We start from the raw sequence: 14,262 nt of genomic DNA on the forward strand, positions 1-14,262 counted from the left end.
GTTGCGGCCCCGAAGGACCCTGACCAGCCCATTTTAAGGTGAACGGGCCTCGGCCGTTTTCCCTGGCGCGGCGCAATGCCGCGAGGGCGCGGATCAGTTAGACTTAAGCGCCACAGGATTGCACATCATGCCGCGCCCAATTTCAGCCTCCGTCTCCGTTTCCGCCCTCGCGCACAACCTTGCCGCCGTGCGCCGCCATCTCGACCAGACCGCCGCCGCCGCGTCGGGGCTTCCGCCTTCGATCTGGGCGGTCATCAAGGCCAACGCCTACGGCCACGGCATCGAACAGGCGGTGGCCGGCTTCTCGAAGGCGCAGGGGCTGGCGATGCTGGACCTGGACGAAGCCGTGCGCTGCCGCGAGGCGGGCTGGGGCGGGCCGATCCTGCTGCTGGAAGGGTTTTTCAACCCGTCCGACCTGGACATCGTCGACCGCTACCACCTGAGCGCCACGGTGCACAACCGCGAACAACTGGACATGCTGGCGCGGGCGCGCCTGTCGCGCCGCGTGGACATCATGCTCAAGCTCAACAGCGGCATGAACCGGCTGGGCTTCAGCCCGGCGGCCTATGCCGCGGCGCACGAACGCGCCATGCTGCTGCAACAGCAGGGCACCCTGGGCTCCGTGGGCAAGATGACCCATTTCGCCTGCGCCGACGGGCCCCAGGGCGTGAACGAACAACTGGGCGTGTTCAATTCGGTGACGCATAAGATGCCGGGCGCGATCAGCGTCTGCAACTCGGCGGCCGCGCTGCGCTTCGCCGAGATCGCCGTCGGCTCGGAAACGCAGGCGCACTGGGTGCGTCCCGGCATCTGCCTCTACGGCGCCTCGCCGTTCGCCGACGCCGAGGCCGCTTCCTTCGGCCTGAAGCCGGCCATGTCGCTGCGCTCGGAAATCATCGCCGTGCAGGAACTCAAGGCGGGCGATTCGGTCGGCTACGGCGCCATTTTCCGCGCCGACCGCTCCATGCGCATCGGCATCGTGGCCTGCGGCTACGCCGACGGCTATCCCCGCCACGCCGCGACCGGCACGCCGGTGGTGGTGGCCGGCATCCGCACCCAGTTGCTGGGCCGCGTGTCCATGGACATGCTGATCGTCGATCTGGGGCCCGTCCCCGCCGCCGGCGTGGGCGCGCCCGTCTCGCTCTGGGGCGAGGACGGCCCGTCCGTGGACGAAGTGGCCCAGGCCGCCGGCACCATCGGCTACGAACTTCTGTGCGCCCTGGCGCCGCGCGTCCCGGTCGCGCGCGACGTCTGAGCCGTCCGTCCGGCGTGCAAGAATTGCTGCGCAATTTGCAAGACAGATGGCGCCGGATGGTGTCTACTTGGAAAACCGGGCGCTCTAGCGCCCGTTTTTGACCAAGAACCAGACTACGAGGTTTCAACCCATGAAGGACAAATGCGTGCTCATCACGGGCGCCACCAAAGGCATAGGCTGGGCCCTTACTCAGCGGCTGTCCGACATGGGCTGTCACGTGGTGGGCATCGCGCGCAACACCACCGACGTGGACTTCCCCGGCTATCTCTATGCCTGTGACCTCGCCGACGCCGGCCGCACCGAAGAAGTGCTGCGCGAAATCCGCGAGAAATTCCCGGTCGACGCCGTGGTCAACAATGTCGGCATCGTGTCGCCCCAGCCCCTGGGCGAAATCGACCTGGCCACCCTGTACAACGTGCTCGACCTGAACGTGCGCGTGGCCGTGCAGGTCACCCAGGCCTTCATCGAATCCATGAAGGTGCGCCGCGCCGGCCGCATCGTCAACGTGGTCAGCCGCGCCATCCATGGCGGCCTGGACCGCACCGCCTATTCGGCCGCCAAGAGCGCGCTGGTGGGCTGCACCCGTAGCTGGGCGCTGGAACTCGCCGAGTACGGCGTCACCGCCAACGCGGTCGCGCCCGGCCCGATCGAAACGGAAATGTTCCGCGCCACGCGGCCCGCGGGCAGCGACGCCGAAAAGCGCGCCCTGGCCTCCGTGCCCATGAAGCGGCTGGGCACGCCCGCCGAGGTGGCGGCCGCGATCGCCTTCCTGCTGTCCGACGACGCCGGCTTCATCACCGGCCAGGTGCTGGGCGTGGACGGGGGCGGCAGCCTGGGCGGGCGTTCCTAGGGCCCTGCTTTCTGCAGCGCGCCCTTGTTCAATGCCGCCCTGCGGGCGTTTCTTGGGGCGGCGTAGCGCCGCCCGGCGATCAGTAGGGGCCTTTCGAGGCCGCCGGCGCGGCGATGTCCTTGAACTGGCCCGCCAGCCGTTCCGCGGCGCGCGCCAGCAGGATGGCGTCGACGCCCACGGCCACGAAGCTGGCGCCCAGCGACAGGTAGTGCCTGGCCTGTTCGACGCCGCTGTGCAGGATGCCGGCCGCCTTGCCGGAACGGACGATGCGCTGGATGGCGTCGTCGATCGCGCGGGTCACTTCAGGGTGGTCCGGCTGGCCCAGGTAGCCCATGTTGGCCGACAGGTCGGCCGGCCCGATGAAGGCGCCGTCCACCCCGTCCACGGCCAGGATCTCTTCCAGCGCGTCGACGCCGCGCGGGGTCTCGATCTGCACCAGCACGCACATCTGGTCGTTGGCGCGCTGCAGGTAGTCGGGGATGCGGTTCCAGCGCGACGAGCGCGCCAGCGCGCTGCCCACGCCGCGGATGCCCTGCGGCGGATAGCGCACCGCGGCGACGGCGGCCGCGGCTTCCTCGGCGGATTGCACCATGGGCACCAGTACCGTCTGCGCGCCCGCGTCCAGGATCTGCTTGATCTGGACCGCATCGTTCCAGGCGGGCCGCACCACCGGGGCCACGGGGTAGGCGGCCACCGATTGCAGTTGCGCCAGCGTGGTCTGCAAGGTGTTGGGCGCGTGCTCGCCGTCGATCACCAGCCAGTCGAAGCCGGCGCCGGCGACGATCTCGATGGAATAGGCGCTGCACAGGCCCGCCCACAGGCCGATCTGGGGCTTGCCGGCTTGCAGGGCGCGTTTGAAGGTGTTGGTCAGGAGGTCCATGGACGACGGGTCGCTCAAATGAAATGGCAATTGACGGAGCCCAGCGCGCCGTAGTCGACGTTGAAGGTATCGCCGGGGCGGGCGGCCACCGGCCGGGTGAAGGAACCCGACAGGACGATCTCTCCCGCCTCCAGCGCCACGCCGTGGGCGGCCAGCTTGTTAGCCAGCCATACTACGCCATTCGCGGGATGGTTCAAGACGCCGGCGGCCACGCCCGTTTCCTCGATGACGGCGTTGCGCGACAGGATGGCGCCGATCCAGCGCAGGTCCAGTTCGCCGATCTTCACGGGCCGTCCGCCCATCACCACGCCCGCGTTGGCGGCGTTGTCCGCGATGGTGTCGAATACCTTGCGGGGGCGCTTGGTGTCGGGGTCGATGCCGTGCGAACGCGCGTCGATGATTTCCAGCGCCGGGACCACGTAGTCGACCGCGTCGTACACCTGGAACAGCGTGACGCCGGGGCCTTGCAGGCGCTTGCCCAGCACGAAGGCCAGCTCGACCTCCAGCCGCGGCAGGATGAAGCGGCCGGCGGGTATGTCGGCGCCGTCGTCGAAGAACATGTCGTCCAGCAGCATGCCGAAGTCGGGCTCTTCGATTTGCGAGGCCTGCTGCATGGCGCGCGAGGTCAACCCGATCTTGTGTCCGCGCTTGATGCGCCCCTCGGCGAGCTTGATGTCCATCCAGGCGCGCTGGATGGCATAGGCGTCGGCGATGCCGATGTCGGGATGTTCCAGCGAGATCTGGCGGATCTGCCGGCGGGTGCGTTCGGCGTCGTGCAGGCGCGCGGCGATGGCGCGCACGGTGTGGGTGTCCAGCATGCGGATTCCTGGTGGATGCGGATTCAAGACGGGAAGGGGACCAGCGTGTTGACCAGCCGTCCGATGCCTTCGATTTCGGTCACGACCTCGTCGCCGGGCTGGACGTTGACGATGCCGTCGGGCGTGCCGGTCAGGATCAGGTCGCCGGGCGACAGCGTCATGAAGCTGCTGAAATATTCGATCAGCGCGGGCACGTCGAACACCATGTCGCGGGTATTGCCGCGCTGGGTCTCGACGCCGTTGACGGTGGTGCGCAGGTTCAGGTTCATGGGGTCGGGCACGTCGTCCCGGTCCACCAGCCACGGGCCCAGCGGCGTGCAGGTGTCGCGGCTTTTCACGCGCAGATTGGGGCGGTACCAGTTTTCGAGGTAGTCGCGCAGCGCGTAGTCGTTGGCCACCGTGTAGCCGGCCACGTAGTCGTAGGCCTGGCCGCGGCCGACCTTGCTCGCGGTCTTGCCGATCACCACCGCCAGTTCGCATTCATAGTGCATGAAGGCGACGTCGGCGGGGCGCAAGGTCTGCGCGCGGTGGCCGATGAAGGTGTTGGCCGCCTTCAGGAAGCCCAGCGGCTCTTCGGGCGCCTTGAACGCCAATTCCTTGGCGTGGTCGGCGTAGTTGATGGCCAGCGTGAAGGTCGTGCGGGGCTCGATGGGCGGCAGCCACGCCACCGCGTCCTCGGGCAGTTCGCGGCCGTCGGCCAGGCGGATCCGGCCGGGGCCGGCTTCGGTCGCGGCGTGGATGGCGCCGTCCAGGGAAATGCGGGCATGTTTCATGGCGGGGTTCCTTCGGTCACGGGGCGGCGCGGCGGGCCGCCAGCGCGTTGCCCAGCGTGCCCACCTGCGAAATGCTGATGTCGTAGCGCTGGCCGGCGCGCGCGCGCGGCGCGCCTTGCGGAGCGCCGACCAGCAGGATGTCGCCGGCCTCCAGGCTCATGAACTGCGTGACGTCGGCGATCAGCCGGGCCACCGGCCGGATCAGGCCGGCCGTGCTGGCGCGCTGCGCCACCTCGCCGTCGATGCGCACTTCGATGTCCAGCGCGTCGGGGTTGGCGACCGCGGCGGCGGGCGCGAGTTCCCGGCCGATGGGGCAGAAGCCGTCGCGGCACTTCTGCTTGAGCGCGGGGCGGAAGTAGCTTGCGTGCGGCACGGACAGGTCGGCCACGACGCGATAGCCCGCCACGTAGTCCAGCGCCTCGGCCTCGTCGACGCGGGTGGCGCGGCGGGCGAACACCACGCCCAGGCAGGCGCCCACTTCCACTTCATCGACGTCGGCCGGCAGGACGATGGTGGCGCCGTCCTGCGCATAGGTGTTGGCGGGCTTGATGTACAGCACCGGCGCCTTGGGGGCGCCCTTGTAGGGAGCGGCGTCCACGGCGTCGCCCAGCGCGGCCAGCGCCTCGCGCGCGTTCAGCGCCGCGCCCACCACCGTCCGGGGCCAGGGCACGGCCGCCGCCGCGGCGCGCGCCGCCAGGTAGCCGCGGTAGTTGTTGAACTTGTAGTTCAGCACCGGATCGGCTTCTTCGATCTGCAGGGAAATGCCCAGCGGGCGCGCGGCCGCCTGCGGCGCCAGCGCCTCGTTCAGCGCCTGGAACACGCGCGCGCCCAGCGCGGCTTTTTGCTCGTCGCTGCGGCCGTGGCCGATGCGCAGCACCGCGTGGACGAAGGCGTTGTCCGGGTGGCCGTCGACGATCAGGTAGTCGTCCACGCGCACCGCGCGGGTGCGCGCGCCCGCCAGCGGAAACAGGCTGCCGTCGCCCACGGCGGCGTCCTGCACCGTCCGCATCAGCGCGCGCGTATCCAGGGCCAGGTTGCCCGAATACTCAATCCAGATATGGGGCATGGCCCGCTCCGCACAAAGTAATTATCATGTTAACTATAATAATGAAAAAACGCCGGCGCGACAATGCGGGAAAGGAGGGCGCCGGTTCGGGGTTTCCCGGCGTTGACAGGCCGGTTCGGCCGGCATAACGTTAACGTGTTAATTAAATTTTTCCGGAGCGTTCCGGCGCGATCCGCCGCCAGGGAACCGCCCGAATCCACAAGAACGAGGAGACAACCATCATGGGCAAGCTCGCGCTGGCGGCCAAGGTGACACATGTGCCGTCCATGTATCTGTCGGAGCTTCCCGGCAAGCACCAGGGCTGCCGGGAAGCCGCCATCCAGGGGCACCGCGTCATCGGCCAGCGGTGCCGCGACCTGGACGTGGACACCATCGTCGTGCTGGACGTGCACTGGCTGGTCAACGCCGGCTATCACATCAACTGCAACGCCGGCTTCAAGGGCCGCTACACCAGCAACGAACTGCCGCATTTCATCAAGGACATGGATTACGCCTACGGCGGCAATCCGCAGTTGGGGCGGCGCATCGCCGAGTGCGCGAACGCGGCCGGCGTGGGCACGAGGTCGCACGAAATCGACAGCCTGGAACTGGAATACGGCACGCTGGTGCCGATGCGCTACATGAACGGCGACGGCCGCTTCAACGTGGTGTCCGTCGCGGCGTGGTGCGCCTGGCACGCGCTGGACGAAAGCCGGCGCTTCGGCGCCGCGCTGCGCCAGGCCATCGAGGCGGGCGACGGCCGCGTGGCGGTGATGGCCAGCGGCTCGCTGTCGCACCGCTTCAACGACAACGGCAGCCCCGAGGCCGCGATTCACCAGATCAGCCGCGAGTTCTTCCGGCAGGTGGACCTGCGCGTGGTGGAACTGTGGCGGCAGGGGGACTGGAAGACGTTCTGCGCCATGCTGCCCGACTACGCCGAACTGTGCGTGGGCGAGGGCGGCATGCACGATACCGCCATGCTGCTGGGCCTGCTGGGCTGGGACGGGTACGACAGGCCGGTGGAGATCGTCACCGACTACTTCGCCAGTTCCGGCACGGGACAGATCAACGCGATCTTTCCGGTGCCGGCCTGATCAGGCCTCTTCGGGGCCGCGCGGCGCGTCGGCGTCGCGCTTGATCAGGTCGACCATCGCGTCCACGTCGCGATACAGGCGTTCCAGCAGTTCCTTGCCGATCCTGGCCTCGATCTCCAGGTACTTCGCGTCCACTTGCGGGCGCATGCCGTCGATCAGCTTGTTGCTCTTGGGCGTGAGCGAGATTTCCTGGCGCCGCTGGTCGGAGCTGGAACGCACGCGCTTGATCAGGCCCTGTTCCTGCATGCCGGCCAGCATGCGGGTGAGGCTGGGGCTGAGGATCTGGCAACTGCGCGCGATCTGGTTGGGTTCCATGGCGCCCACTTCGCTCAAGGTGCGCAATACCCGCCATTGTTGTTCGGTAACGCCCGCCGCGTGCAGGATGGGGCGGAAATGCGCCATCAGCGTTTCGCGCGCGTACAGCAGCAGGTGGGGAAGATTGCGGTGGTGGAAGCTCGGGCTCATGCGGGTATGTTAGCAAGAAGCCGGGCGATTCCTGGACGGGCCGCGCCGCGTGTCCGGCCCACGGACCCGCAAGGCGCGGGTCCGTTGTCGGGGCCGGATGGGGCGTTCAGGCGGGGTTCTGGTCGGCCAGTTCCTGCAGATCGTCGGGCAGGGTCAGGTCGGGGGCGCCCTGCTGCAATTCGCGCAGCGCCTGCACGGCGTCGTCCTGCTGGTCGGCCTGCATCAGGGAACGGATCTGGGCCACGCGGGCCTCGATGTCCTGTTCGCCGAACGGCGCCGCCTCGGCGGGGGCGGCCTCGGCTTGCGGCGCCTCGGCCGCCTGCCGGGCGGCCGCGGGCGGCGCTTCCTGTGCCGGGACGGCCTGGGAAGCGGGCGCGGCGGCCTCGCGCTGGATGGCGGGCGCGGCCTGCGGGGCCGGGGCTTCGGGCTGGGCGGACGGGGCGGAGGCGGGCGGCGCCTGGCTCGTTTCGGATTCGTGCGGAGCGATCAACTGCGCGGCCTGGTCGGCCAGGTCCTGTTGCGCTTCGCGCATGTCGGTCCATGCGAACAGGCCGACGACCATCGCGGCGCAGGCGGCGGCGCCCCAGCCCGGGTGCCAGCTATGGCCGGGATGCCAGTTGCGGCGCACCGCCGCGTCCAGCTCGGGAGTGGCCGCGGGGCCGGGCCGGCGGTACAGGGCGCGCAGATCCCGTTCATCGTCTTCGTCGAAAGGGGGGCGGTAGGTAATGCTCATGCGCGTACTCCTCGCGCATGCGCCTGGTGGCAGGGCGCATCCGCGTTTGACCTCCGCATGCGCCGCGCCGGTTCGTCCGGCGGTCTCGTCGCAGTTCGGGTCCTGTTCCGGTTCAGGCGGCTTCCTGGAAAGCCGCGGGTGAATGCGCCGCGATTCCCGCCGCCGCGCCCGTGGGGCGTACGGCTTCGGGTATGCCGCCCTGGACCGGGCGGTTCGACAATGCGCTGCACCTGCCGATTATGCGCGATTTGAAAAAATCCGGCAGGAAATTTCTCGGCTTTGCATCGTGCGGCTTCGCCTCGTCCTGTTTCTGAAAGCGGAATGACAGCTTCATGCGCCGCGCCCCGCGCATTGCCCGCGCGCGCGGCCGGGCGGCCGCGCGGGGATGCCGGTACACTTTCGCGCATGGCCAAATCCCGAACCGTATACGTGTGCGCCGATTGCGGCGGCACCACCCCCAAGTGGCAGGGCAAATGCCCGCACTGCAACGCCTGGAACACGCTCGAAGAGACGGTGGAGTCCTCGGCGTCCGCCGCGTCCGCCCACCGCTACGCGCCGCTGGCCTCGAGCAGCCCGGTGCGCAGCCTGTCCGAGATCGAGGCCCGCGAAACGCCGCGCCAGCCCACCGGGCTGGATGAATTCGACCGCGTGCTGGGCGGCGGCCTGGTGGCCGGCGCCGTCGTGCTGATCGGCGGCGACCCGGGGATAGGCAAGTCGACGCTGTTGTTGCAGGCGCTGGCGTCCCTGTCCGCGACCACCAGCGTGCTGTACGTCACCGGCGAGGAATCCGCCGAGCAGGTGGCGCTGCGCGCGCGGCGCCTGGGCCTGCAGACCGGCAACGTCAACCTGCTGGCCGAAATCCGGCTGGAAGCCATCCAGGCCGCCGTGTCCGAGCAGAAACCCACCGTGGCGGTCATCGACTCCATCCAGACGCTGTACAGCGGCGAACTGAGCGCGGCGCCGGGTTCGGTGTCGCAGGTGCGCGAATGCGCGGCGCAGCTTACGCGCCTGGCCAAGCAGACGGGCATCGCCATCGTCATGATCGGCCACGTCACCAAGGACGGCGCGCTGGCCGGGCCGCGCGTGCTCGAACACATCGTGGACACCGTGCTGTATTTCGAGGGCGACACGCATTCGTCGTTCCGCCTGGTGCGCGCCTTCAAGAACCGCTTCGGCGCGGTCAACGAACTGGGCGTCTTCGCCATGACGGACCGCGGGCTGCGCGGCGTGGCCAATCCGTCGGCCCTGTTCCTGTCGCAGCACGAGCAGCAGGTGGCCGGCTCCTGCGTGATGGCCACGCAGGAGGGCACCCGGCCGCTGCTGGTGGAAATCCAGGCGCTGGTGGACTCCTCGCACGCGCCCAACCCGCGCCGGCTGACCGTCGGCCTGGAAGGCAACCGGCTGGCGATGCTGCTGGCCGTGCTGCACCGGCACGCGGGCGTGTCCACGTTCGACCAGGACGTTTTCGTCAATGCGGTGGGCGGCGTGCGCATCACGGAGCCGGCGGCCGACCTGCCGGTGCTGCTGGCCATCATGTCCTCGCTGCGCGACAAGCCGCTGCCGCGCGGCCTGATCGCCTTCGGCGAAGTCGGCCTGGCCGGTGAAATCCGGCCCGCGCCGCGCGGACAGGAACGCCTGCGCGAAGCGGCCAAACTGGGCTTCTCGGTCGCCCTGATCCCGAAGGCCAACGCGCCGCGCCAGCCCATCGAGGGCCTGGAGATCTGGGCCGTGGACCGGCTGGACGCCGCGCTGGACAAATTGCGCTGACGCGGCGGCCCGGCAGGGCCCGCGGCGACGCTTCGAACATCCGTATTCTGATTGCCCGCCCGGACCGGACGGGCCTGCTGGAGCAAGACTTGAGTCTGTTAGTCATCGCCGCCTGCCTGGCGGCCGGAGGCCTGATCGGTTTCATGGGCGGCGCGCTGGGCATCGGCGGCGGCCTGATCGCGATTCCCGCGCTGGTGCTGCTGATGGGCATGTCGCAGCAACTGGCACAGGGCACCGCGCTCATCATGGTGCTGCCCACCATCATGATGGCGGTGCGCAAGTACAACCAGCAGGTGCGCATCGACAAGCGCGTGGCGCTGGCGGGCGCGGCCGGCGCCGTGGTGTTCACCTGGGTGGGCGCGCGGCTGGCGCTGGGCATCGATTCCAGCGTCCTGCGCCGCAGCTTCGCGGTGTTCCTGTTCTTCATCGCGCTCTTCTACGTGTGGCAGACCTGGCGCGCGTCGCGTCCCGCCGCCGCGCGCAAGCCGGCGGCCAGGCGCGAAGCGCCGGTCTTCACGCCGCGCCGGGCCAGCGTGCTGGGCATCCTGTGCGGCACGCTGGGCGGCTTCTTCGGAGTGGGCGGAGCCGTGCTGGCCGTGCCCATCATCACCACCGTGTTCCGCCTGTCGCAGACCGCCGCGCAGGCGCTGGCCCTGAGCATGGTGATACCCGGCTCCACGATCGCGCTGATCACCTATAGCTGGGCGGGCCAGGCCGACTGGCTGGTGGGCGCGCCGCTGGCGGCCGGCAGCCTGCTCTTCGTGCCGGTGGGCGTCAAGCTTGCGTACCGGCTTCCTGAACGCAAGCTGAGAGCCTGCTTCGCGCTCATGCTCTTCGCGACCGTCGCGCTGCTGGCATTCGAGCGCTGATGCTTGCGAAGTCATTTCGAACCCATGTCGAACCGTTAGCGGCCGAAAATTTCTGGTTCCGCGCTGAACCTTCTGAAGGGGCCGTGCTCCAACCGGATACGGGTCAAGCGGCGATGTCGCCGCCCCGTGTCGGAGAAAGGCCCACGCCTTTATACATTCAGGAGTTCATGAAATGACGACTCACTCCCGTATTGCTGCGTTCCTGTCCACCTCGGCCCTGTGCCTCGGTCTTGCCGCCGCGCCTAGCGCGTTCGCGGCCGGCGCCGATGCCTCGGGCAAGACGGGCGATACCAAGACCCACGCGCAGCACAAGCATCACAAGTCCGACAAAACCTCCGCCAAGCACGAGGCGGGGAAGTCGGGCGGGGCCGCGAAGATGGATAAGTCCGGCGCCGCGACGCCGGCCAAGTAATCGCGGCGGGCCGCGAGGCCCGGGTTCCTTTGCGCAAAACGACTGCCGGTTCCCGCGGGGGCCGGAAAGTCGAAAGCCTCTCGGTATGGGCGCCGAGAGGCTTTTTCATGGGCTTTCCGTTCGGGCGGCCAGGCGGTGCAGGGCCGCCGGGGGGCGGCGCGCCTACTCCGCCGGCGTGATCACGCGGCCGGTGTCGAAGTACGCCTGCAGGTTGTCCAGCATCAGGTTCTCCATGCTCAGGCGCGTCTCCAGCGTGGCGCTGCCGATGTGCGGCAGGACCACGGCGTTGTCGCTCGTGGCCAGGGCTTCGGGCACCTTGGGCTCGTGCTCGAACACGTCGAGCGCGGCGCAGCCCAGCTTGCCGGCCTGCAGCGCGGCGACCAGCGCGGCTTCGTCGATCACGGGGCCGCGCGCGATGTTGACGATGATGCCGGTGGGACCGAGCGCCTCGAGCACTTCCTGGTTGACCAGGTGGCGCGTGCCGGGGCCGCCGACCGTCGCCACGATGAGGAAGTCCGCCCACTTGGCCAGATCCGTGAGCGAGGCCTCATAGCCGTACTGCACGTCGTCGCGCTTGCGGCGGTTGTGGTAGCGGATGTCCATGTCGAAGCCCGCGCCGCGGCGCGCGATGGCGTCGCCGATGCGGCCCAGGCCCACGATGCCCAGTTTCTTGCCGCTGACGCGCAGGCCCAGCGGGATGCTGCCGTGCACCTGGCCCTTGCCCCACAGGCCCGCGCGCACGAAGCGTTCGCCCTGGCCCATGCGGCGGGCGCCGGCGATCAGCAGACCCCAGGCCAGGTCCGCCACGCAGTCGGTCAGCACGTCGGGCGTGTTGCTGACCTGCACGCCGCGCTGCTTGGCGGCCTGGATGTCGATGGTTTCGTAGCCCACGCCCCAACTGCAGATGGCTTTCAGGTCGGGCAGGGCGTTGATGAGGTCGGCGTCGGCGCCGTAGTTGGCGGAGGTGACGACCGCGGCGATGCCCTTGCCGTGCTCGGCCAGCGCGGCCTTGCGGTCCGGGTACTTCCACAGCTCGACGACGTCGTAGCGGTCGGCGAGGTTCTTGTTGGCGGAGGGGGAACCGGCCAGCGAGCCGACCTGGATGATGCGATGCTTGGTGGTCATGTTGTCGTACACGTGGGTGGCAAAATACCGATGCTACTTGATCCGGTCGCGAAGCAGGCCGGGAATGCCCTCGGAAGGCATCCCGGCGCGCGGCTTCCGGGCTTACTCCAACTGGATGCCGGCCTGCTTGATGACGTCCTTCCAGCGCTTGACCTCGGCCTGCTGGAAGGCGCTGAACTGCTGCGGCGTGTTCGCCACGACCTCGAAGCCCAGCCCTTGCAGCGTCTTCTCCGTCTGGGGCTCGCGCAGGGAGGCCTGCAGCGCCTTGGACAACTGCTGGACCACGGGCGCCGGGGTGCCCTTGGGCACGGCGAAGCCTTGCCAGGAATACACCACCATGTCCTCGATGCCGGCTTCCGCCAGGGTCGGCACGCCGGGCAGGTCGGCCGCGCGCGCTTCGCCGGTGATCGCCAGCGCCTTGAGCTTGCCCGCCTTGATGTGGGTCTGGACCGCGCCCAGGTTCTGGAACGACACGTTGACCTGCCCGCCGATCAGGTCGGCGATCGCCGCGCCGCCGCCGCGGTAGGGCACGTCCACCCCCGTGCTCTGCGTGCGCTGCCGGAACAGCACCGCCGACAGGTGGTCGGAAGAGCCCGTGCCGGACGAGGCGTACGACACCTTGCCCGGATTTTTCCTGGCGTAGTCCACCAGTTCGGCGACGGTGGCGGCGGGGAAGTTGGGCGCGGCCACGAGCACATTGGGATTGCGCACCGCCTGCGTCAGGTATTCGAAGTCCTTGCTGGGGTTGTAGGACAGGGTCTTGTACAGGGCTTCGTTGATGGCGAAGGTGCCGATCGAGCCCACCATCATGGTGTAGCCGTCCGGCGTGGCGCGCGCCAGCGCCTGCGCGCCGATCGCGCTGTTCGCGCCGGGCTTGTTCTCGACCACGAAGGTCTGGCCCAGCAGCTTCGTGAGCGCGGGCGTGACCGACCGCGCGGTGATGTCGGATGAACCGCCAGGGACGAAGGGAACGATCATCGTGACGGGCTTGTCGGGATAGCCGGCCGCGTGCGCGGCCGGCCCGCCGGGCAGGGCGGCGCCCGCCGCCGCGACGGCCGCCGCGGCGACGGCGCTCAGTAGTCTGTTCATGGTGTCTCCAGGTTCGCGCGATGATGTGATGGGCCCGCCGCCCACGCGTTGCGGACGGGCCCGGATCGGCGCTTGGTCAATCGACCTTGGCGCCCGATTTCTTCACGACCTCAGCCCACTTGGCGGTTTCCCGCGCCATGAACTGCTTGAATTCACCTGGGGTATTGCCGGACGGCGTGGCGCCCTGCGCCTGCAACTGCGCGCGCACGGCCGGGAGCCGCAGCGCGGCCGCCACGTCGCGCTGGACCTTGTCCACCACCGCCGGCGGCGTGCCCGCGGGCGCCAGCAGGCCGAACCAACTGGACGCGTCGTAGCCCGCCACGCCGGCCTCCGCCATGGTGGGCACGTCGGGCAGGGCGGGGGAGCGCTGGGCGCCCGTGACGGCCAGCGGGCGCAGCTTGCCGCTTTTGAGAAAGCCCATGGAGGAGGGCAGGTTGTCGAAGATCAGGTCGGCGGAGCCCGCCATCACGTCGGTCAGCGCGGGGCTGCTGCCCTTGTAGGGCACGTGCGTCATGCGCGTGCCCGTCATGTTCTGGAACAGCTCGCCGGACAGGTGCGTGGACGTGCCGTTGCCGGTGGACGCCATGTTGACGCTGTCCGGATTGGCCTTCAGGTAGCCGATCAGGTCGGCGACATTGCGGATGCCGTGCCGGTCGGCGAACTGGGGATTCAGTTCCAGGATGTTCGGCACGGGGATGACGAGCGTCACCGGCACGAAGTCCTTGACCGGATCGTAAGGCAGCTTGGCGTAGACCGACTGATTGATCGCGTGCGTGCTGACCGTGCCCATCAGCAGGGTGTAGCCGTCCGGCGCGGCGCGCGCCGCCTCGGCCGTGCCGACGTTGCCACCGGCGCCCGCCTTGTTGTCGACCACGACGGGCTTGTTCCAGGCCTTGCCCAGTTCCGCGGCGACGACGCGCGCCGCGATGTCGGTCGTGCCGCCCGCGGGGAAGGGCACGATGATCCGGACCTCGCGTTCCGGGTAATCGGCCTGGGCCGGCGCGGCCGGCAGGACGGCGGCGGCCAGGGCGGCGGCAAACAGGGCGGCCGCGGCGGACCGGCCTCGCACAGGGGCTGCATGCATGGA

General features: G+C 69.3%; 16 protein-coding genes. 6 read left to right on the forward strand and 10 right to left on the reverse strand.

Features of this window, described 5'->3' with window-relative positions:
- The first annotated feature begins 127 nt into the window (after positions 1-127).
- Both alr and AVE30378_RS03390 read left to right on the forward strand, forming a co-directional pair.
- On the forward strand, positions 128-1,255 hold the full coding sequence (alr, locus tag AVE30378_RS03385; RefSeq protein WP_129239362.1) for an alanine racemase: 1,128 nt from the start codon (positions 128-130) through the stop codon (positions 1,253-1,255).
- Positions 1,256-1,385: 130 nt separating this feature from the next.
- On the forward strand, positions 1,386-2,105 hold the full coding sequence (locus AVE30378_RS03390; RefSeq protein ID WP_129239363.1) for an SDR family oxidoreductase: 720 nt from the start codon (positions 1,386-1,388) through the stop codon (positions 2,103-2,105).
- A 79-nt stretch (positions 2,106-2,184) separates the two neighbouring features.
- On the opposite strand, the gene hpaI is transcribed toward AVE30378_RS03390, so the two are convergent.
- Genes hpaI through AVE30378_RS03410 form a run of 4 tightly spaced genes read right to left on the reverse strand, consistent with a single transcriptional unit; the run spans position 2,185 to position 5,642 of the window.
- Positions 2,185-2,985 (reverse strand): 4-hydroxy-2-oxoheptanedioate aldolase, encoded by an 801-nt coding sequence (hpaI, locus tag AVE30378_RS03395; protein WP_129239364.1) that lies wholly within the window; start codon positions 2,983-2,985, stop codon positions 2,185-2,187.
- A 14-nt stretch (positions 2,986-2,999) separates the two neighbouring features.
- The gene (gene hpaH, locus AVE30378_RS03400; RefSeq protein WP_129239365.1) at positions 3,000-3,803 is read right to left on the reverse strand and encodes a 2-oxo-hept-4-ene-1,7-dioate hydratase; all 804 of its coding nucleotides are present in this window, start codon (positions 3,801-3,803) and stop codon (positions 3,000-3,002) included.
- A 23-nt stretch (positions 3,804-3,826) separates the two neighbouring features.
- A complete protein-coding gene (locus AVE30378_RS03405; RefSeq protein WP_129239366.1) occupies positions 3,827-4,576 on the reverse strand; it encodes a fumarylacetoacetate hydrolase family protein in 750 nt (249 codons plus the stop codon).
- 16 nt (positions 4,577-4,592) lie between these two features.
- Positions 4,593-5,642 (reverse strand): fumarylacetoacetate hydrolase family protein, encoded by a 1,050-nt coding sequence (locus tag AVE30378_RS03410; protein WP_129239367.1) that lies wholly within the window; start codon positions 5,640-5,642, stop codon positions 4,593-4,595.
- A 221-nt stretch (positions 5,643-5,863) separates the two neighbouring features.
- Here AVE30378_RS03410 and hpaD point away from each other — a divergent pair, with 221 nt between their 5' ends.
- Complete coding sequence (gene hpaD / locus AVE30378_RS03415; protein ID WP_129239368.1) at positions 5,864-6,715, forward strand: 3,4-dihydroxyphenylacetate 2,3-dioxygenase; 852 nt, start codon at positions 5,864-5,866, stop codon at positions 6,713-6,715.
- On the opposite strand, the gene hpaR is transcribed toward hpaD, so the two are convergent.
- From hpaR to AVE30378_RS03430, 3 genes are all read right to left on the reverse strand, one after another.
- Complete coding sequence (gene hpaR, locus AVE30378_RS03420) at positions 6,716-7,180, reverse strand: homoprotocatechuate degradation operon regulator HpaR (RefSeq protein WP_129239369.1); 465 nt, start codon at positions 7,178-7,180, stop codon at positions 6,716-6,718.
- Positions 7,181-7,286: 106 nt separating this feature from the next.
- Positions 7,287-7,913, reverse strand: coding sequence for a hypothetical protein (locus AVE30378_RS03425; protein ID WP_129239370.1), 627 nt, complete (start codon positions 7,911-7,913; stop codon positions 7,287-7,289).
- A gap of 112 nt (positions 7,914-8,025) precedes the next feature.
- A complete protein-coding gene (locus tag AVE30378_RS03430; protein WP_129239371.1) occupies positions 8,026-8,247 on the reverse strand; it encodes a hypothetical protein in 222 nt (73 codons plus the stop codon).
- 71 nt (positions 8,248-8,318) lie between these two features.
- Between AVE30378_RS03430 and radA the strand changes: the two genes are divergently transcribed.
- The 3 genes from radA to AVE30378_RS03445 all read left to right on the forward strand — a co-directional run bounded on the left by radA (position 8,319) and on the right by AVE30378_RS03445 (position 10,961).
- Entirely contained in the window at positions 8,319-9,680 is a 1,362-nt protein-coding gene (gene radA / locus AVE30378_RS03435; RefSeq protein WP_129239372.1) for a DNA repair protein RadA, read from the forward strand.
- Positions 9,681-9,769: 89 nt separating this feature from the next.
- Positions 9,770-10,549, forward strand: a complete 780-nt coding sequence (locus tag AVE30378_RS03440; protein ID WP_129239373.1) for a sulfite exporter TauE/SafE family protein — start codon at positions 9,770-9,772, stop codon at positions 10,547-10,549.
- A gap of 172 nt (positions 10,550-10,721) precedes the next feature.
- Complete coding sequence (locus tag AVE30378_RS03445) at positions 10,722-10,961, forward strand: hypothetical protein (RefSeq protein WP_129239374.1); 240 nt, start codon at positions 10,722-10,724, stop codon at positions 10,959-10,961.
- 162 nt (positions 10,962-11,123) lie between these two features.
- Here AVE30378_RS03445 and AVE30378_RS03450 read toward each other — a convergent pair whose 3' ends face one another.
- The 3 genes from AVE30378_RS03450 to AVE30378_RS03460 all read right to left on the reverse strand — a co-directional run bounded on the left by AVE30378_RS03450 (position 11,124) and on the right by AVE30378_RS03460 (position 14,259).
- Positions 11,124-12,086 carry a 2-hydroxyacid dehydrogenase gene (locus AVE30378_RS03450; protein ID WP_129239375.1) on the reverse strand — a complete coding sequence of 321 codons (963 nt, stop codon included), beginning with the start codon at positions 12,084-12,086 and terminating at the stop codon, positions 11,124-11,126.
- Positions 12,087-12,188: 102 nt separating this feature from the next.
- Positions 12,189-13,175 carry a Bug family tripartite tricarboxylate transporter substrate binding protein gene (locus AVE30378_RS03455; protein ID WP_129239376.1) on the reverse strand — a complete coding sequence of 329 codons (987 nt, stop codon included), beginning with the start codon at positions 13,173-13,175 and terminating at the stop codon, positions 12,189-12,191.
- A 76-nt stretch (positions 13,176-13,251) separates the two neighbouring features.
- A complete protein-coding gene (locus tag AVE30378_RS03460) occupies positions 13,252-14,259 on the reverse strand; it encodes a Bug family tripartite tricarboxylate transporter substrate binding protein (RefSeq protein WP_129239377.1) in 1,008 nt (335 codons plus the stop codon).
- Between the last annotated feature and the right edge of the window lie 3 nt (positions 14,260-14,262).

The sequence above is a fragment of the Achromobacter veterisilvae genome (assembly GCF_900496975.1).
Taxonomy (GTDB): Bacteria; Pseudomonadota; Gammaproteobacteria; order Burkholderiales; family Burkholderiaceae_B; genus Achromobacter; species Achromobacter veterisilvae.

Excerpts from the sequence above, each read along its gene's own strand:
- AVE30378_RS03410 (WP_129239367.1), bottom strand. The coding sequence starts at position 5,642 with ATGCCCCATATCTGGATTGAGTATTCGGGCAACCTGGCCCTGGATACG.
- hpaR (WP_129239369.1), bottom strand. The coding sequence starts at position 7,180 with ATGAGCCCGAGCTTCCACCACCGCAATCTTCCCCACCTGCTGCTGTAC.
- AVE30378_RS03450 (WP_129239375.1), bottom strand. The coding sequence starts at position 12,086 with ATGACCACCAAGCATCGCATCATCCAGGTCGGCTCGCTGGCCGGTTCC.
- hpaI (WP_129239364.1), bottom strand. The coding sequence starts at position 2,985 with ATGGACCTCCTGACCAACACCTTCAAACGCGCCCTGCAAGCCGGCAAG.
- AVE30378_RS03390 (WP_129239363.1), top strand. The coding sequence starts at position 1,386 with ATGAAGGACAAATGCGTGCTCATCACGGGCGCCACCAAAGGCATAGGC.
- AVE30378_RS03445 (WP_129239374.1), top strand. The coding sequence starts at position 10,722 with ATGACGACTCACTCCCGTATTGCTGCGTTCCTGTCCACCTCGGCCCTG.
- AVE30378_RS03425 (WP_129239370.1), bottom strand. The coding sequence starts at position 7,913 with ATGAGCATTACCTACCGCCCCCCTTTCGACGAAGACGATGAACGGGAT.
- AVE30378_RS03455 (WP_129239376.1), bottom strand. The coding sequence starts at position 13,175 with ATGAACAGACTACTGAGCGCCGTCGCCGCGGCGGCCGTCGCGGCGGCG.
- alr (WP_129239362.1), top strand. The coding sequence starts at position 128 with ATGCCGCGCCCAATTTCAGCCTCCGTCTCCGTTTCCGCCCTCGCGCAC.
- AVE30378_RS03430 (WP_129239371.1), bottom strand. The coding sequence starts at position 8,247 with ATGAAGCTGTCATTCCGCTTTCAGAAACAGGACGAGGCGAAGCCGCAC.
- hpaH (WP_129239365.1), bottom strand. The coding sequence starts at position 3,803 with ATGCTGGACACCCACACCGTGCGCGCCATCGCCGCGCGCCTGCACGAC.
- hpaD (WP_129239368.1), top strand. The coding sequence starts at position 5,864 with ATGGGCAAGCTCGCGCTGGCGGCCAAGGTGACACATGTGCCGTCCATG.
- AVE30378_RS03405 (WP_129239366.1), bottom strand. The coding sequence starts at position 4,576 with ATGAAACATGCCCGCATTTCCCTGGACGGCGCCATCCACGCCGCGACC.
- AVE30378_RS03460 (WP_129239377.1), bottom strand. The coding sequence starts at position 14,259 with ATGCATGCAGCCCCTGTGCGAGGCCGGTCCGCCGCGGCCGCCCTGTTT.
- radA (WP_129239372.1), top strand. The coding sequence starts at position 8,319 with ATGGCCAAATCCCGAACCGTATACGTGTGCGCCGATTGCGGCGGCACC.